This is a genomic window from Rhodococcus sp. 05-340-2, assembly GCF_002258915.1.
Lineage (GTDB): Bacteria > Actinomycetota > Actinomycetes > Mycobacteriales > Mycobacteriaceae > Rhodococcoides.
Genome location: NZ_NOYU01000020.1, coordinates 15,760 through 34,660, shown reverse-complemented (window position 1 = coordinate 34,660; position 18,901 = coordinate 15,760). Strand labels below are relative to the sequence as shown.

General features: G+C 65.7%; 9 protein-coding genes and 1 pseudogene. 3 read left to right on the top strand and 7 right to left on the bottom strand.

Annotated elements, in window-relative coordinates:
• Positions 1–378: 378 nt before the first annotated feature.
• The 5 genes and pseudogenes from CH271_RS10690 to CH271_RS10665 form a co-directional block, all read right to left on the bottom strand.
• Complete coding sequence (locus CH271_RS10690) at positions 379–1,788, bottom strand: plasmid pRiA4b ORF-3 family protein (protein WP_094633563.1); 1,410 nt, start codon at positions 1,786–1,788, stop codon at positions 379–381.
• Positions 1,789–1,838: 50 nt separating this feature from the next.
• Positions 1,839–2,384: an LpqN/LpqT family lipoprotein gene (locus tag CH271_RS10685; RefSeq protein ID WP_094633562.1), complete on the bottom strand. Its 546-nt coding sequence runs from the start codon at positions 2,382–2,384 to the stop codon at positions 1,839–1,841.
• Between the two features lie 400 nt (positions 2,385–2,784).
• The gene (locus CH271_RS10675) at positions 2,785–3,624 is read right to left on the bottom strand and encodes an HAD family hydrolase (protein WP_094633560.1); all 840 of its coding nucleotides are present in this window, start codon (positions 3,622–3,624) and stop codon (positions 2,785–2,787) included.
• 28 nt (positions 3,625–3,652) lie between these two features.
• On the bottom strand, positions 3,653–4,867 hold the full coding sequence (locus tag CH271_RS10670) for a metallophosphoesterase (protein WP_094633559.1): 1,215 nt from the start codon (positions 4,865–4,867) through the stop codon (positions 3,653–3,655).
• A gap of 913 nt (positions 4,868–5,780) precedes the next feature.
• Positions 5,781–10,199: pseudogene (locus tag CH271_RS10665) on the bottom strand (AAA domain-containing protein); the annotation flags it as partial.
• Between the two features lie 222 nt (positions 10,200–10,421).
• Here CH271_RS10665 and CH271_RS10660 point away from each other — a divergent pair.
• From CH271_RS10660 to CH271_RS10650, 3 genes are all read left to right on the top strand, one after another.
• Positions 10,422–11,024, top strand: a complete 603-nt coding sequence (locus CH271_RS10660) for a dihydrofolate reductase family protein (protein ID WP_037191523.1) — start codon at positions 10,422–10,424, stop codon at positions 11,022–11,024.
• A gap of 14 nt (positions 11,025–11,038) precedes the next feature.
• On the top strand, positions 11,039–11,710 hold the full coding sequence (locus CH271_RS10655) for a TetR/AcrR family transcriptional regulator (RefSeq protein WP_094633557.1): 672 nt from the start codon (positions 11,039–11,041) through the stop codon (positions 11,708–11,710).
• 386 nt (positions 11,711–12,096) lie between these two features.
• The gene (locus tag CH271_RS10650; protein ID WP_094633565.1) at positions 12,097–17,574 is read left to right on the top strand and encodes an ATP-binding protein; all 5,478 of its coding nucleotides are present in this window, start codon (positions 12,097–12,099) and stop codon (positions 17,572–17,574) included.
• 136 nt (positions 17,575–17,710) lie between these two features.
• Here CH271_RS10650 and CH271_RS10645 read toward each other — a convergent pair whose 3' ends face one another.
• The gene (locus CH271_RS10645) at positions 17,711–17,926 is read right to left on the bottom strand and encodes a hypothetical protein (protein ID WP_032371644.1); all 216 of its coding nucleotides are present in this window, start codon (positions 17,924–17,926) and stop codon (positions 17,711–17,713) included.
• Between the two features lie 97 nt (positions 17,927–18,023).
• Complete coding sequence (locus CH271_RS10640) at positions 18,024–18,899, bottom strand: pseudouridine synthase (RefSeq protein WP_094633555.1); 876 nt, start codon at positions 18,897–18,899, stop codon at positions 18,024–18,026.
• Between the last annotated feature and the right edge of the window lie 2 nt (positions 18,900–18,901).

The following is an 18,901-nucleotide window of genomic DNA, read 5'->3' as shown; positions in this document are numbered from 1 at the left end:
CCACAAGCGGATGGCTAATACATCGAATGCTTTCACCAAATAAATTCGGCACTGACATTCATCGACACACTGTTGAGTTCTCAAAGAACACGCACACACTCTCACCCCAACGAACACACAGTCCGTCGGCCTCAAGGGCAACTGTTCCAGCCTATCCCAGCTTGGTCTCGGACACAAGGCCCGACTCTTGGGGGATAAAACCTGCCGAGCCACACGTCCAACCTCGTTCACCCAGTCCGTGAAGACCGGGTCGGTGTCCGTCGCTCTGACTCGACAAAAGTTACGCCACCAACCACACCAACGCAAATCGCCTGCTCAGCGGCGGTCGTGCGCGGCCCGAGCCCTGTGTGGGCAGTCGTGGGACCGCATCTCTTCGACTCAGCTCAGCAATGCGTCCCGCGCGAACCTGCGAGACCAGCTCGGCGAGTCCGCCACCCCTTGCCGGAAGTAGAACCGCGGACCGTGGGCCCCGATGAGATCGAGGAAGCTCACCGTGGCCTGCGCTGCGAACTGGGCGTCGAAAACACCGGAATCTTCGCTGGCCCAACCCAATTCGGCGACTGTCTCTATCAGCATCTCGTTGCGGTGCGTCGCGGATGCCGAGGCGGCGAGGGAGATCAGGAACAGAGTCGCCGCGTCGGTCTCGTACGTCTCCTTACCCAGCGGAAGTCGCGAGGCCGCATGTCGCCACATACTTACCGGGTCGTCGGCCAACGCTGCGCCGAGCTTGGTGCGCAGCAACCTGCCCTTCGATGTGCGGGTCAACCCGAGGTGCCGCGCCGCCTCGCGCAGATCGGTCACCTGATGATGGTCGATCTCGCGATTGCTCGGCCCCACCCACCCCAGACCCCAATCGAGCTCCTCGCGAATTGCCGCTACGAATGCGGGCTTGAGGTAGCCGGCACCAGTCAGGTCGGCTCCCTCGTCGCCGATTCTGTGCAGAAACCACGTCAACTTGGCCATCGCAATCTCGGCGACGGGTAGATCGACCGAGCTCTCGATGGTGAGTTCGCATCGTGGAAGCAACGCCATGAGTGACGGCACCTCCGCAGGACGCACCCGATCGAACAGCTTTCCGATGGCCGGTGCCGCTGCCACTGCTTCGGCGAGCACCGAACGCCCCACGTCCAACGAGTGCAGCACTGTGTTGACGACATCGGCGTGGAACAGAGCGGGGTCGAAGGCCGCACCCCACCTCGTGAGAAGGGCTGCGTGTTCGGGATCGGACGGGTCGGCTGCGATCTCCAGCGCCTGCGCGTACCGCGAAGGTCCGCCGGATTCCTCGGGTGGGCATGCGCGCGCCCCGTCGAGGCAGACCGATCGGAGGTCGTCTATATCGGAATCGATCTGCTCTAAGAAGATCGTGTGCGTCCATCCGTCACCGAAGTCGTACTCGTACGTCATGGTGGATCCCGGTGCCGTGAGTACGTCGTCGATCCGCACTCGCTCCTCACTCGACGCCTCTTCGTCCGGTCCGTCGTCGAGCGTCTCTTCCATCTCGAATCGACGCGTGGCACCGGCAGTCCTCACGCTGAATGCATGCAGATGCCGGTCCTCCCAACCGAGAGTCTTCTGCAGCACCGCATGCAGTTCGGACAGCAGCAGGTCCGAGCGCACCCGCACCCGACGCCAAATCTGCGGACGGGTGTGATCCACGGTCACCCGAAGCACCAAGTTCGCCAGGCCCCGCCGCGTGGCTTCGGTCGCGCTGGCGTCGGCCGGCTCGTCGGTGTCGGACAAACTCGGCACCACCGACAGGTGCCGGACGCGACCGGTTCTCATCGACATGGAATGGACCCTAGTCGGAGCAGTGCGTCGGACACAGGGGCTCGCGGCTTCTACGTGCCAGTGGTCAAACCGTCGTTGATCGCGGTGACGTCGAAGGCCAACGCATCGAGCTGCGATGCCAACGTGGTCACCGTCAACTGCACCAGGTACTGGGTATCGACGCCCACCACCACATACCGCGTCGTCACGGCGGCCTCGAGTTGCTGCGCGACGTACGTCCCCCGAATGAATCGAGACGGCCAGCCGAGCCACGATGCCGTGCTCGCCTCGCGCTCCACCCATCCTGGCATCGCACGTCCGTCGCCGAAACCCAGTGCCATCAACGCTTCCGGGTCGATCGTGCGCGACAACGCACCGACCAGAAGCACCGCGTTCGGCGCGAATCCGTTCTCCACGAGGTTCGGTTCCACGATCACCTGAGTCGCCCCGGGAAACTGCGCGGGATCGAGCGTCTGCCATCCCGCAGGAATCGGCACGGTGATGCCGAGCTCGGCCGCCGCGGGCCCGTCGAGCGGCGACACCCGCAACGCGTGTGCGTTCAGGTACTCGGCGATCGTGGTGGGCTCGGACGATTCCGTCGACAGGGCGTCGTTCACAGCAGGGCCTTTCGTGGTGGACGATTCACTGACACGCCAGAGGCTACCCGCGCCGGTCCGCTCGTCATCGGATCCTGGAGGCAGTGACCGGCGGGTACCTGAGTGCTGTGCGACTCCAACCATGCGCCGACCGCGTCGAGCATGGCAGTTGCGTCGATGAACGAACCCGAATTCGCTTGCGCCACAATCGCTACCCCGGGTGCAACACTGTTCGTCATCTCGACCACCGGTGCAGTGTCCGGAATGCACGACAGGCCCGCCGCGAACGTCGCCTGATCCTGCATCGACCACTCGGTCTGTCCGAATGCACTGAATTCAGCGCAGAACCGACTCGACTGCTGCACCCGCGGCCGTGGAATCTCCGAGCGACCCCACAGGGTCGTGACGAACGGGCCGGACGTTACGGTCTCGCTCTGCGCGCGGTGAGTTCCTCCAGATAGCGCGCGACCGCATCGTCGTCGTTGGATTCGAGGACGCGATCGACAACGGATCGCACGGGCTCGGCAGCATTCGACGGGCACAACGCCGTACCCGCCCAACTCAGCATCGGCAGATCGTTGCGCGCATCCCCCACTGCCGCAACCGAACCAGGAGAAATCCCCCACCGCTCGCACAACTCCTGCAGCGCAGTGGCCTTCGAGACGCCCGCTGCGGACATCTCGATGTACGGGGCACCTGAATGCGTCAACTCCACTCCGTCGACCCCGACGGCAGCGACGAGCTCGTACAACTCTTCACTCGTCGTATCACTGTGCCGGGCAACGATTTTGACCGTCGGCTCGACGTCGACCGACAGGCCGTGCTCCGAGAGTTCCATCTCGTGCGGCTGCCGGTGATGGTCCGCGAATACGCACAGCTCGGCGTACCGAGGCTCGGCCACGAATCGCGTGGCACCGACCGTCGCAAAGGCCACGCCGGGGACGAGCGAGCGCACGATCGACTTGGCCGAGGCCACCGTCTCGGCCGGTACCGACGTGGTGCCGACGATGGCCGGGTATCCGTCGGCCAGGTCGAGGACAACAGCCCCGTTGGCACCGATGGCCGTCCCGCGAAATCCGCAGGACGCAGCGAGTTCGTCGATCGAGTGGCGCGCGCGAGCAGTGGCCCACACCACCCTGATTCCGGCTGCGTCTGCCGCAGCCATCGCAGCGGCCGTTCGAGCAGACACAGTTCGGTCCGAACGCAACAGGGTGCCGTCGAGATCGGTTGCGACAACGACGACCTCTTCGGTTCTCTTCACCCCACCGATACTGCCAGGTGCCGATCTCTCAGCCGGAGACCAACGTCAGAACGGAAATCTCACTGGGCGCGAACACCCGGAAAGGCGGACCCCAGAATCCCGATCCGCGGCTGGTGTAGAGCTGAGTTCGCGCGCCGTGTCTGCTCAGCCCGTGCACCACCGGTTGGTCGAGCCGAACCAAGGCCGAGAACGGCCAGATCTGACCGCCGTGCGTATGGCCGGAGACCTGCAGGTCGACGCCGGCGTCCACGGCGTCACCGATCTGTTTCGGTTGGTGTGCCAGCAACAGCACAGGCATCGACGGATCGGTTCCGGCAAGTGCGCGAGCGAGATCCGCACCGTGACCGGGCGCACCCGAGCCTGCGGCGGTGGCGTCGTCGACGCCGGCGATGATCAGCGCGTCCTCACCACGATGCAGCACCACGTGCCGATTGTGCAGGGAATTCCAGCCGAGGTCCTGCATGTGATCGAGCCACTCCTGCGCCTCGCCGAAGTACTCGTGATTGCCGGTGACGTACACGCGCGCCGCACTCGCGAGCATTGCCTCCAACGGTGCGGCCTGCGCTCGACGCCGATCGACCGAGCCGTCGGCGATATCGCCGACGTGGGCCAACACGTCCGGTTCGAGTGCATTGACGGCATCGGTCAATCGGTGCGACCACGTCGTTCGATCGAGCGGGCCGAAATGCGTGTCGGTCACGAGAACCACTCGTAGACCGTCGAATCGAGCCCCGAGCCGGTCGATCCTGACCGTCGTGTGTCGCACGCGGGGAGTTCGCATCGCCTCGTAATGACCCCACACTGCGAGGACGACTACGACGACGACGGTTGTCACCGACACGATCCGCGACCGCAGAGGGTCGTCGACCCCAGCCATCCACAGACCGAGCCGCAGCAGCAGCGAAAGTGCCGACCACACGAACGCGATCCAGGCCATGCCCAACAACACGTCTCCGACGCGCGCCCACGCGTCCTTGGAGACCCCCTCTGCACTCGGCCGGTGACCCAGGTACATCGCTGCAGGCAGTGCCACCAATACGCCGATCGCAACCGCAGAGCCGATCGACTGTGCAATCGCCGGCCACTGCGCGCCCGCGAACACGACGGTCCAGGCCGGCAGGCCGACAAGCACCGCGCAGACCACAACAACGATGGTCGGCACGACAACTCGCCGAGATCGCGATCGCGTCGACCCGTCCGGTGAGACCGACTGTTCCGGGCGCTGTGTCTGTCGATCTGTCATCGGCGTCGAACCCTCTTCACTCGTACGTGCGCGAAATCCGAGGCCAAGACTACGTCGCCTTCGCTGCCTCGGCCCGGGCGCTGAGCCCGCCGGTCAGGAGCCGGAGTTACGGCCGACGGCGGGTGGTGTATCCGCGAAGTCCGTTGAGCGGCAACTCGTGTTCGGCGATGCCCTCGTCCTCGGGTGCCTCCAGGCCGCCGCTCGGCTCGACATCGGCCGTCGTCGCTTCCGTGGAATCACCCTGTGTGTCGGCCGGATCGGATCCATCGAGCTCGGCAGCCTCGACGCTGTCCGCGGCCTCGTCCGATGCGACCGTCTCGTCGGCGTCCCCGACCCGGTCCGTGGCCGCTGTCGTACTGTTCGCGGTTCCGCCGAACTCGGTGGACGAGTCGGCTGCCGACTCGCTGCTCGCCGCGGAGTCGCGCACCCGCGCCGACGCATCGCTCTCTGCGTCCTGTGCAGGTGTGGAGCCGTTGGTCATCGCTGGGCGGCTCGATGCCGACGACGCGATCGGCCGAGCAGTGCCACGGGAACCGCCCGACTCCCCGGTCCCGGATCCGTGGGTGGCACCGTTGGTGGCGGCTGCACCGTTCGACGTTCCCGAGCCGTTGGTCGGTCGAGAACCGTTCGTGGTGCCCGACCCGTTCTCGACTCCGGTTCCGTTGGTCATTCCGGAACCGTTGGTCGTCGACGGTGCCGATCCTGCGCGGTCACCTCCGCGAGCGTCCGATTCGGACGGCTCCTCGGTGGGGATGTCGATGCGCGGCATCGTCCACAGAGACAACACCGACTCGTGGCGTGTGGACGAGTCTGCATGCGTGGACGTTTCGAAGACGCCGGAATCGTCGAACTGCGAGGACTCGAGCGGGACCGGGGTCCAGGCCTCGTCCGAGCTCTCGAGACCTTCCACGACAACGCTGTTGGGCTTGATTCCCAGACGGGCCAATGTGGCCCAGAGGCTTTCCAGCGCCGCGTCGCGGTCCAGGTAGTACTCGGATTCGCGCACCCGCCAGAACGTCCAGCCGCACCGCTTGAGCTCCTGCTCACGCTGCAGGTCCGCCAACCGCTGAGCCGGCGTCGACAGGAACGTGTCGCCATCGCTCTCGACGGCGAGACGCGAGGAGTCGCCGGTCACGACCAGGGCGAGACGTCTGTTGTTCACCTCGACGCCGGGATTGACGTGAAAACCTCGCTCGACGAGGTCGTTCCACAACTGCTGCTCGAGCAACGTCTCGAATGGCGCCTTCCGGATCTCGCGCGAGACGTCGACCGGCATGGGATCGGCAGGAGCGGGCGAGACGGAGGTGACGTAGCTCAGCAACGAGTTGCGCAGGTCCGCTCGCTTGAGCCGATCGACAGTCACCGAGTGGAAGAGCCACAGCTGATCCTGTGCCCGCGACGCCGCCACGTTGAACCGCCTCTTGTACTGATTGGCGGTGAGGGTGGCGAAGTTCTGATCGGGTGCCACCACCATCGACAGAAAGACGACGTTGCGTTCGTCGCCCTGGAAGTCCGGCGGCGTACCGACGCGAAGCCGACGCTGTTCCCACTGTTCGATGCCGATCCGCTTGATCAACTCGTTGCGGATCTCGTCGACCTGCGATTGGCCCTGCAGCACAACCACTCCGAAGGTCCGATTGTCGTACGCGGAGTCCTCGAGGCAATGTGCGATCTGTTCGGCGATCGCGATGGCCTCGGTACGGTTGACCAGTGAGGCGTTCTTTCCGGTCACCGTCGCTCCGCGAACGTACGTGTGCCGCAACGGCGGTAGGCGATCCGCACCGAACTGCCGCACGGGAACGAGCGGAGAGTCTCCGTAGAACTGCTGACTCGACCAGTTGATGATCTCGGGCATCGAGCGGAAGTGCTCACGCAACCGCACCACCTGACCGAACCTGGTGCGCAGCATGGAGAACAGGCTCGACCTCGGGGTCAGCGTCGCACGCACATGCTCGGGTAGATCGGGCAGATAGACGTCCAACCGATCGAACACGTCCTCGAGCGTTCCGGTCTGCGGGACATCGGCCGGTGCGCACTGCCTGTCGTCACCCACGACGATGACGCGGGGTGCGAGGTACAGCAGGAAGAGACTGGTGATGTCGGCCTGACTCGCCTCGTCGACGATGACGACGTCGAAACTTCCCGGCACCGGCGGAATCGATGCCAGCACCTGAGAGAGAGGCATGACCCACGCGGGCACCGCACTCTGCGCCTCACGCATCGCCGATCGTGCTGCACTGCGGTAGGTTTCGGCGTACTTGCCGGCCCCCGAGCCGATGCTGGAGATGTGCTCGCGGTAGGTCTGCAGCGCACGCACCTCGACGGCAGTCATTCGTTCGAGACTGTTGCGCCAGGCACTGGCGGCGGCGAGACGTGTTGTGAGGTAGGCGATGTCGGTATCCGCAGCGGCCAGATCCGCTTCCAGTTGCTGCTCGAGACCGCCGTGGTGCTGCTCACCGACCCACTCGCGTGCTCGACGCCACGCCCAGGCCTTCGACATCTGCCAGCTCAGTTCGTCCCATTCGACATCACCAGCGGTGCTCTCGACCAGGTCGAACAATGCGGGTGCGACCTCGGACAACGACGCAGACATCGATTCCAGCAGAAGCTGATCCTCCTGTTCGGAACACGCCTGCGAGTACGCAGCAACGGCGGCAGCCAATTCCAACGGATCCGCAGTGCTCAACGCGCTCACCAGATTCGAGCCCTCGGGCGACGGCCCGGCATCGATGCGAGTGGCGACCGCGAACTGCAGGGCGTCGAGCTCGGCTCGTGCGGCATCGATGTCGATGCGCGCGGCAATGGCGTCGGCGGCCCCGGCGACCTCCTGAGCGTCGGCGAGGCTCCGAATCCACGGTGCTGCAGGCGAAATGGTGTACAGCCGGTGCACCAGGGCGTCACGGGCCGCGACGACTGCGGACACCAGCCCCAGCCGGTCGGCGATCCGCGCCACGTTGTTGACGCGAATCGAACGCGTGCCGTCGAGTGGAACGACGATCGCGAGGTCGGCCAGGAGCACCGCTGCGGTCTGCACGGTCTCGAGCGCACGAATGTGTTCGGCCACCAGACGCGCGGCCATCGCCGTCGTCGCGGGTTGCCCGTCGACGGTAGCGACGATATCGAGAGCTTCGACGGCCTTCTGCTCCTCGCTGCGACGGAATCGGGGCTTCCACTCGATACCCGATTCCAACGCACCGGCGAACGCATCCATGGCCGTGAGTGCCGCCGGCGAACTCGACGAGCACTGCACATCGTGCCCACCGACGTAGCGATCGGACGCAGCTGCCGTCTCGACCATCGCGTCGATTCCACTGACCCGAGACCACAGGTGGGCGGCCTCTCCGGACAGCACGGAATCGGTCAGGCGTGGGTAGGAGCCGTCGAGTTCGACGACCGCTCGCACGCGAGCAGCGAGCTCCTCGCACAGTTGCTCGATCTCCGAGGACACAGCGGGTTCCACGCCGTCGAGCAACGCCACGAGGTCCGCCGCCTGGGGCGAGAGATCATCGATCTGTGCACTTGCGCGCCGACAGAGCGAGGTGAGTTCGGCCGAATTCGGCAGTATCGTCTCCGGACGCGGCAGCACCTGACGCGAGCGGAGTTCACGAGTGCCGTCGGAGCCGGCGATGAGCTTGCGAAGCTGATCGACCTGGACACCGTCGAGGGGCGGTCGATCGGCGAGCAGTGGGCCGGGCAGCCACTCGTGGGCGCCTTCGGCCGCTTTGACCTTACGTACGATGGACGAGACCGTGCCGTCGTATCCATCGGAAACATATTCGTGCACAACGGTTTCCGACTCGCGAAGCGCGCTGACACGATCGAGCAGCTCGGCCCGTCGGGCAAGAGCCGAGGCGCGCTGCGTCGTCAGCGCCTCGATCTTCTGCACCTCGCTGGCCTCGTCGAACGAGGTCTTGCGCTCGGCGATCTTCGCCACGCTGCGGTTCAGCTCGTCCGAACCACCGCGAGAGAGGTCGGTGATGGACACACAGAGCTCCTGCAGCTCCGGCGGGAGCTTGTCCCGCAGCACGCGCAAAGCTTGTGACTTTTCACTAGTGACCAGAACCCGTTGACCGCGCGCCAACAGCCCGGACATGAGGTTGGCGATCGTATGGGTCTTGCCCGTTCCTGGTGGTCCCTCGACCACGACGCCGCTGTCACGCCCGAGCCGTTCGATGTTCTGCGACTGCTCGGCGTTGGCCGGCAGCGGAAACAGCGGATCCTCCGCCAGTGCCGCCGACTCCCCCGCCCCAGTGCGTTCGAGCCAGGCCATCCGATCTGCCGGTTCGATGGCGTCGACGAGTTGCGCGAGCCCCAGCGGTACCGGAGAGTCGGCGAACTCGAGATCGGCGATCATCTGCTCGTAGTACTCGACCAGTGCGAACGAGTCTCGAACGCGGAGAACGAGGGCTGGTGAGACGGTCAGGGTGCGGTCGTCGTCGATGTAGGCGAGAGCCCCGGGCGGCCCGAGACGATCGAGCACCTCGATCTCCTGCCGCGGCACCTTCGCCGCCCAGTTCCTCAGGAACTGTTCGACGCCGGCTCCGATGGGTGAGGTGACGGTGTCGTGCAATTCTCGAGCCAGAGCCACCGAGCCGGAGGTGTCGAAATCGTCCGAGCCGGTCAGCAGCTGGCCGTCCTCGAGGCGCGGGGTTGTGCTCGCGGCGAGGCGAACCAACAGGTCACCGGTGCGCACGTCCCGTTCGATGCTGGCCGACTGCGTGATCAGGTGAGTGCGAACGCTGCGCTGCGGATCGGTGTTGCTCGACGTCAGCAGACCCGAGGCCACCACCAGTTCGATCGACTCGGGCCGCGAGGCGAGCTCCTGCATCATCAGCTGCAGAGCCTGGTACAGAGCAGCCTGCGGGCGCCGATCCCGATCCTCCTGCGCCCATTCCTTCCACGATTCCGAGTACTCCTCGAAGGCCTGCTTGATCTCGTAGGCCTTGCGGATGTCGAAGTCGGCATCGGACTCCTGCGCCTCCGCTCGACGGCGGGACGTCACCGAGGATGCGTCGGCCAGCTCGAGTTCGCGATAGCGACTGTCTGCAACGATCTGGGGATCGAGCCAACCCGACAGCAGCGCAGGCGGCTCGGGCGGCTCGTCGACCGCGATGCGCGGCGCGCGCAGGACCACGCCACCTTGCTTGGCCCGTGGGTCGAGCTGCATGGGTACGTCCCCGGCGTGCACCCACTCGACCTGAACGTGGTCGTCGAAACGCAGCACCGGGTTCGAACGCGCCTCGACGATCTCGCGAAGAAAACGCAGCAGGCGCTGAACCCTGCTCTTGAGCTCGTCGTCGTGTTCACGACCGGTAGCCGCTGCAGCCGTCACAGTTTCCCCACAAATACTCGAATGGTCGTCCGATCCAGGGACGGTGTTTGCACACCCGGGCCACACTAGCCGCTGAAAACCAGTTGTTCATCGCGTCCTGAGCACACAAAATACGTTCTAGTGCTGGGTCACAAAGACCCACTTCGGTCGCTGGATCCCCCACAGCGGACCCACCGGCCGACCCTCGGGTTTCTCACCCGTCGACCACGAGACAGGAGCCCCATGCGCAAACTGGTCTACTACGTCGCCGTCTCCCTCGACGGCTTCATCGCTGCACCGGACGGCAACTACGACTGTTTCGTTCCCGAGGGCGATCACCTCGACGCCATCGTGGCCGAGCTGCCCGAGACATTGCCGGTCCACGTGCGTGCAGCGTTCGGCCTGGACGGTCCGCCCGCGCGATTCGACACCCTCGTCATGGGCCGCGAGACGTTGCAACCTGCGCTCGACGTCGGCATCGCCAGCCCCTATCCCCACCTACGCCAGTACGTCTTCTCTCGCACTCTCGCCCCGTCGAACGACCCGACTCTCACCGTCGTGAACCAAGATCCGATCGGACTCGTCAGGAGCCTCGTAGCCGAGGAGTCCGAGCTCGACGTCTGGATCTGCGGAGGCGGAAACCTGGCGGGTCAACTGCTGCCCGAGATCGACGAGCTGTTCCTCAAGGTCAATCCCGTCGTTCTCGGCAGGGGCATCGGGCTGTTCTCGTCCGGGATCGGTCCCGATCCGTTCCCCGCGCAGCAGTTCGAGCACCTCGAATCACGCCAGTTCGATAGCGGGGTGAGATTCACCCGGTTCGTCCGCCGGGATGCGCGCGAACGATGACGTATAAAGACTGAATGCCTGCCGCGCCGGAGCCAGACCGTGAGCTGCCGAATCGGGAGCTGCCGACCACCCCGCGCGGACTGCGAACCCGATCCTCGCTCGTGGCGGCCGCCCGTCGAGTGTTCGAAGACAGTGGCTACCTCGACTCACGTCTGATCGACATCACCCGCGCCGCTCGATGCTCCGCAGGAACCTTCTACACCTACTTCACCAGCAAGGAAGAGATCCTGGCCGCCGTGCTCGAGCAGGCACGGGACGACATGTTGCATCCCGGGACCGAGCGAGTGAACCCGCACGACGACCCGGTTGCCGTGATCGCCGCGAGCAACCGTGCGTACTTCGAGGCCTACCGACGCAACACGAAGCTGATGGCACTGCTCGAGCAGGTCTCCAACATCGATCCCGAGTTCCGACGCCTCCGCCGTGAACGCGCCGATGCCTTCGTCAGGCGCAACGCCCGCAGCATCGAGAGCCTGCAGAGCCGCGGTCTGGCCGACGCGGAACTCGATCCCCTGCTCGCCTCGCGCGCACTGTCCTCGATGATCAGCCGGCTCGCGTTCAATCACTTCGTCGTCGACGCCGCGGACGGCCACTCGCCCGCGGACTCCGAGGATCTGCTTGCGACCGCGACGAGACTGTGGGTCAACGCGCTGCGACTGCCGCGGGCGAGCGAGGGTGACAGGTGAGGGAGACCGCACTCGGCGACGAGCGAGGCAACTCGAGCCGATCGGCTCGAGTTGTACCCGTCGGTAATGTACCCGCCGGTAGCAACGTAAGTCACCGAATGGCGAATTACGCCTCGCGCCAACGCTACTCGCGAGTACGTTAGCGAGGTGAACAGGCCCCGACAGCCCGTTCTCAGCCAAAGTGCTTGTAACAGAATATGATTCACTTGTTGGTGATCAATCACACTCACGCCGAACGCCGTTGGCGATGCACAGGGCCTCGTTACCGTTAGAATGAGCCGATCGGAGTGCCGCATGATGAACAGGAAATCGACATGCCCGGCACCAATCCACGTTCCATCGAGTGCACCGACGCGGTGCGCCCACACCGAGCGAAGAGAGATACGTTGTTCAAGCGGATTGCAGTAGTCAACCGAGGCGAGGCAGCAGTACGCCTGATCCGAGCCGTCCGAGAGCTCAACGCCGAACACGATTACGGCATCCGCACCGTAGCGCTGCACACCGAAGCGGAGAAGCGGGCCATGTTCGTCCGCCAGGCCGACGAGGCGGTCACGCTGCGCAAGCCCGCCACCGGCTCGGCCTACCTCGACTACGGCGTCCTCGAGGCCGCCCTGGTCGAGTCCGGTGCCGACGCAGTGTGGGTCGGCTGGGGCTTCGTTGCCGAGGACCCCACGTTCGCCGATCTCGTCGCCCGCCTGAACATCACCTTCATCGGCCCCTCGGCCGACGCGATGCGCCTGCTCGGCGACAAGGTCGAGGCCAAGATCCTCGCCGAGAAGGTCGGCGTCCCCGTCGCACCGTGGTCCGGCGGCCCCGTCGAGACCCGCGCCGACGCCAGGCGTCATGCAGCGGCGATCGGCTACCCGCTGATCATCAAGGCCCGCTCCGGCGGCGGCGGCCGCGGTATCCGCAAGGTCTTCCACGAGGACGAACTCGAACTCTCCCTCGAACGCACCCAGGGTGAGGCCGAGCGCTCGTTCGGTGACCCCGTCGTGTTCCTCGAACGGCTCGTCACCGATGCCCGCCACGTCGAGGTTCAGGTGATCGCCGACAGCCACGGCAATGTCTGGGCCCCGGGCGTGCGCGACTGCTCCATCCAGCGCCGCAACCAGAAGGTCATCGAGGAGTCCAGCTCACCGCTGCTGACCAAGGAGCAGGCCGACCAGCTGCGCACCGCCTCTGCCGAACTCGTCAAGGCCGCCGGCTACCAGGGCGCAGGCACCGTCGAGTACCTGTACCAGCCCGAGCAGAAGATCTTCACCTTCCTCGAGGTCAACACCCGCCTCCAGGTCGAGCACCCCATCACCGAATACACCACCGGCATCGACCTGGTGAAGCTGCAGATCCTCGTGGCCGACGGCCAGGCACTGCCCGGCGAGTGCCCCACGGAGTTCGGTCACGCAGTCGAGGCTCGCCTCAACGCCGAGGACGCGGACAACGGTTTCGCACCGGCTCCCGGCACCGTCGAGCTGCTCAAGTTCCCCCTCGGCACCGGCATCCGCGTCGACACCGGTATCGCGCAGGGTGACGTCATTCCGCCCGACTACGACTCGATGGTCGCCAAGGTCATCGCCTGGGGTCGCGACCGCAGCGAAGCGTTGGCTCGCTTGCGCAACGCGCTGCGGGAGACCACCGTCGTCATCGACGGCGGCACCACCACCAAGTCGTTCCTGCTGAGCCTGCTCGACCGCGAGGAAGTCATCTCCGCCTCCGCCGACACCGGCTGGCTCGACCGCACCGAGGCCGGCTCTCAGGTGGGCCCTACCGCCGTCGCCGACATCGCCATCATCGCCGCAGCCATCGACGCCTACGACGCCGAGGAAGGCCGCGAGCGCACCGCGTTCCTCAGCTCCGCACGCGGCGGCCGGCCACGCGCCACCCATGCCATCGGCCGCACCGTCGAATTGAACTACCAGGGTCAGGCCTACAAGCTCGAGGTCGGCCAGACCGGCACGCACCGTTACAGCATCGACGGTGACGGCATCGGCGATCTGCAGGTCGACGTCGAGCGACTCGGAACGTACGAGAGCCGTCTGGTCATCGGCGACCGTCGCTACCAGGTGGTCACCGTCGCCGGAGCCGCGCACTTCCTCGTCGAGGTCGACGGCATCAGCCATCAGATCTCGCAGGACGAGGCCGGGTTGGTCCGCGCACCGGCACCCGCCGTCGTCGTGGCCGTTCCGGTCGCCGTCGGCGACGAGGTCGAAGCGGGACAGACCCTCGTCGTCCTCGAATCGATGAAGATGGAAACCGCCGTCCGGTCTCCCTACGCGGGCACCGTGCGTGAGGTACTGGCCTCGGTCAACGGACAGGTCGACGCAGGAGCGGCACTGCTGCGCGTCGATCAGGCCGGTGAGCAGAAGGTCTCCGAGCAGGCACCGCGCGTGCAGTTCCGCGGTATCGACGACGCCGCACAGCGTTCGCCGCAGCGCCGGGCACTGGACCGACTCGATGAACTCGCCGCCCTCATCACCGGTTTCGACGTCAGCGGAGCCCGCGCGCGAAACCTGTTGTCCACCTACGAAACTCTGCGTGCCGACGTTCCTCGCAACGATTCGGGTGTGGTCTCCGCCGAGCTGGATCTGCTCAACACGTTCGCAGACATCTGCGAACTCTCCCGCAACCGTCCCACGATGGACGAGGAGAGCAACGACGAGCGCGTCCACTCCCCTCGCGAGCACTTCCACTCGTTCCTGCACTCGCTCGACGCAGACGTGCAGGGGCTCCCGGATTCGTTCCGCGCCAAGCTCACTCGCGCACTCGCGCACTACGATGCCGCCATCGACGAAGGCCGAACCCCCGAACTCGAAGAAGCCGTCTACCGCGTCTTCCTCGCTCTGCAGCGCATGGAGAACCAGGTTCCGGTCATCGCGGCCCTGCTCGGCCACTGGCTCAGCGACTGCTCGGCGCAGCCCGAAGCCACCCCGGCCATGGCCGAGGTCCTCGAACGCCTCATTGGTGCCACCCAGGCCCGCTACCCCGTCATCGGCGACGTCGCTCGCAACCTGCGCTTCCGGCTGTTCGACGAGCCGCAGATCCGCAGTGCACGCGAGAAGATCTACGACGGCGTCCGTGGCAGCCTGCAGTACCTCGCCGAGAACCCCGACGCGGCCGATTACTCGGCCCGCATCGCGGCGCTCGTCGCCACCCCGGAACCGCTGATCGAGCTTCTGGCACAACGGATCACCGATCCCGGAGCCCTGCTCGAAGTGATCACCCGCCAGTACTACGAGATCCGAACCCTCGAAGACGTCAAGGCCTTCGACCGCGACGGCAAGCACTTCGTCACCGGCAACTTCGAGCTCTCGGGCGAACGACTGCACCTCGTCTCCACGGCTACCGACTTCGATTCTCTCGCAGCTACTCTCGACGCTGTCGAGGACATCGCCGGTCCGTCACCGGAGCACCTGGCCGTGGACCTCTACCTGTCCTGGCCGGACGCGCCGACGGACGGCGACTCCCTCTCGGAACAACTCCAGGCTGCACTGGCCGCGCACCCGAGCACCGGCCGCTGGCGTCGAGTCACCGTGACCGCCTTCGGTTCCGCCACCCGAAAGATGACCTACCGCCGCACCACGGTCGAGGGATCCGAACCCCTCGCCGAGGACACGATCATCCGGGACATGCACCCACTGACCGGTCAGCGACTCGACCTGTGGCGACTGAAGAACTTCGACGGAGTTCGCCTGCCCGCCAGCGCAGGGACGTACCTGTTCCACCTGACGTCCAAGGCCAACCCCTCCGACGAGCGACTCGTCGCACTCGCCGAGATCCGTGGCGTCACAACACAGTTGGACGACGCCGGAAACATCGTCGCGGTACCCGAGATCGAACGCACCGTCGCTGCCTGCCTCGACGGTATCCGCCGCGCTCAGGCCGGACGTGGCAAGAAGCGACTCGACGCCAACCGCGTCGTGCTCTATGTCTGGCCGGTACTGAACGTGCCCGCCGACCGCATCGCCACCATCGCCCGGCACATCGCGCCGCTGACGATCGGTGCAGGACTCGAGGAGATCACCCTCATCGCGCGCCTGGCCGAGAAGCCCGGCGCGACCCCGCGCGAGGTGGCACTGCGTCTGTCCTACCGATCCGGTGCAGGCATCGTCGCCAAGGTGACGCCGCCGCCGACCGAGCCGATGCGTCCGCTCGACGAGTACACCCAGAAGGTGCAGCGGTCCCAGGCACGCGGCACCGTGTACCCGTACGAGTTGATTCCGTTGCTGAGCAGCAACGGCGGCACGTTCACCGAGTACGACTTCGACGCCGACGGTGTGCTTGCACCGGTCGACCGTCCCTACGGCCGCAACTCCGCAGGCGTCATCGTCGGCGTGGCCACCACACCGACGGCCAAGTACCCCGAGGGCATCACTCGCGTCGCGCTGTTCGGCGACCCGACCAAGGCACTCGGCACCGTCGCCGAGGCCGAGTGCTCGCGAATCGTCGCGGCCATCGACCTCGCCGAGCAGCTCGGCGCACCCGTCGAATGGTTCGCATTGTCCTCCGGTGCAACGATTTCCATGGAATCGGGCACCGAGAACATGGACTGGGTCTCGCGCGGCCTGCGTCGCATCATCACCTTCACCCAGGCAGGCGGTGAGATCAACATCGTCGTCGCGGGCATCAACGTCGGCGCGCAGCCGTACTGGAACGCCGAAGCCACCATGCTCACCCACACCAAGGGCATCCTGGTGATGACCCCCGACAGTGCGATGGTGCTCACCGGAAAGCAGTCCCTGGACTACTCCGGTGGTGTCTCGGCGGAGGACAACTTCGGCATCGGCGGCTACGACCGCGTCATGGGCCCGAACGGCCAGGCGCAATACTGGGCACCGAACCTGCGGGCCGCGTGCGACATCCTGTTCGCGCACTACGACCACGCGTATGCCGCACCCGGAGAACGCTTCCCACGCCGCGCTGCCACCGCAGACCCGACCGAGCGCGACGTGCGTACCTACCCGCACGTGCACCCATCGAGCGACTTCACCACCGTCGGCGACATCTTCTCCGCGGTCACCAACCCGGACCGCAAGAAGCCGTTCGACATTCGCACCGTGATGCGCGCCGTGGTGGACCAGGACCACTCGGTACTCGAGCGTTGGGCCGACATGGCCGACGCCGACACATCCGTGGTGTTCGACGCCCACCTCGCCGGAATCCCGGTGTCCGTCATCGGTATCGAATCGCGAGCCATCCCCCGTAAGGGCTGGTTCCCGTCCGACGGCCCCGATCAGTGGACCTCGGGCACCCTGTTCCCGAACTCGTCGAAGAAGACGGCCCGCGCCATCAACGCCGCCAGCGGAAGCCGGCCGATCGTGGTGCTGGCCAACCTCTCCGGCTTCGACGGATCACCGGAATCGCTGCGCAACATCCAGCTCGAATACGGTGCCGAGATCGGCCGCGCCATCGTCAACTTCGACGGACCGGTCGTGTTCTGTGTCGTCTCGCGCTACCACGGAGGCGCTTTCGTGGTGTTCTCCGGAGCGCTCAACGACAACATGGAGGTCCTCGCAGTGGAGGGCTCCTTCGCCTCCGTGCTCGGTGGAGCCCCGGCCGCAGCAGTGGTGTTCACCCGCGACGTCAACGCCCGCACCGCAGCGGACCCGACCGTCAAGGAACTCGAGACGGCGCTGAACACCGCCGAGGACGACGCCACCCGCTCGGCCCTGCGTGTCGAGCTGGCCGCCGTGCGAGCGAACGCACGCAACGCCAAACTGGGTGAAGTGGCAGCCGAATTCGAGGCCATCCACAACATCCAGCGAGCACAGAACGTCGGATCGGTGCACCACATCGTCCCCGCCGCCGAACTGCGCCCGCAACTGGTCGCCGCAATCGAACGCGGAATGGCGCGGTCTTTGGCGAAGTAGGGCTCTGGCTCCACGCACACGCGCGCGCGTTTGCCGGATGCTCGCGGAATGGTTACCTGTTCCGCGAGCGTCTGGCGAATGCGCGCGCGTTTGTCGGTTAAAGGGGTTCGGCGGAGGGTTCGGCTCAGGGCGCGCGTTACCAGTAGGTCACGTCCGTTGCGACGACACCGGTGCATTGACCGGTGAAGATGGTCACCGCGCAGGCCTCCCAGAGCCGCGACAGCATCTCGAAACCACCCAACGCACCACTCGCGCTACCGGTGCTCGCGCTTCCGGTATCGGCCACCGCGACTGCCGGCGACGCTATGGCGATGACTGCGGCTCCCAACACAACAGCAATACGACGCTTCACGCTGTTCTCCTCTTCTCTTCCATCGGACATGGTTCGCTCGACACGCTAACCTCGCGTCCCAATTGTCACAATCGTCCGAACGAACGATGGCCGGCCGTCAGAGCTCGAGGGTTCGGGCACTGACGAAGCGCCTGGGCTCGCCGGTGAGCGGATCCGTGAAGTTCAGAGCCCGGGCGAGGAGTTGCAACGGCCGGGTGAAGTCATCGGCCGGGACGGAAGAGAACACCGGATAGTACGGGTCGTTCGCGATCGGAATTCCCAACGACGACAGATGGATTCGCAGCTGATGCGTCTTGCCCGACTTGGGGAAGAGTCGATATCGGGCGGCGGCACCGAACGTATCGACCAGTTCGATCAGGGTCTCACTGTTCGGCTCCCCCGGCTCCTCGTATGCCGTCATGACCCCATGCTCTTTGAGGATTCGGCTTCGCACCACGCGCGGAAAATCCAGTGCTGCATCGAATCCCGCAACGGCCTCGTACTCTTTGGTGACGTTGCGCGAGGAGAAGAGCTCCTGATACGGCCGTCGGGCATGCTTGGTCTTGGTGAAGAGCAACACCCCGGCGGTGGCGCGATCGAGTCGGTGCGCGGGCGTCAGGTCGGGGCAGTCGAACTGCCTGCGTAGTCGCACGGTCGCCGTTTCGGTGACGTGTCGGCCACGCGGGATGGTGGCGAGGAAGTGCGGCTTGTCGACTACCAACAGGTCGTCGTCCTCGTGCAGGATGCCGATCTCGAACGGAACCGGAACCTCCTGCGCTGGAACGCGATAGAAGTACACCTGACTGCCGGCGCGATACCGCGTGTCGACGGAGATCGGCCTGCTCTTCTCGTCGACCACTTCGGCGTCGCGCATGGCCCGTCGCCAGTCGTCGTCGGGCATCTCACGTTCGAGATACTCCACAATGGTCGTGGCCGAATCACCATGCGGCAACAGCAGTCTCAGCGGAGCGAGACCGTCCCGGAAGGGCAGCATTG

What these genes read in the sequence shown, in the direction of transcription:
- CH271_RS10690 (WP_094633563.1), bottom strand. Translation starts at nt 1,788, where the DNA reads ATGTCGATGAGAACCGGTCGCGTCCGGCACCTGTCGGTGGTGCCGAGT.
- CH271_RS10670 (WP_094633559.1), bottom strand. Translation starts at nt 4,867, where the DNA reads ATGACAGATCGACAGACACAGCGCCCGGAACAGTCGGTCTCACCGGAC.
- CH271_RS10660 (WP_037191523.1), top strand. Translation starts at nt 10,422, where the DNA reads ATGCGCAAACTGGTCTACTACGTCGCCGTCTCCCTCGACGGCTTCATC.
- CH271_RS10655 (WP_094633557.1), top strand. Translation starts at nt 11,039, where the DNA reads ATGCCTGCCGCGCCGGAGCCAGACCGTGAGCTGCCGAATCGGGAGCTG.
- CH271_RS10640 (WP_094633555.1), bottom strand. Translation starts at nt 18,899, where the DNA reads ATGCTGCCCTTCCGGGACGGTCTCGCTCCGCTGAGACTGCTGTTGCCG.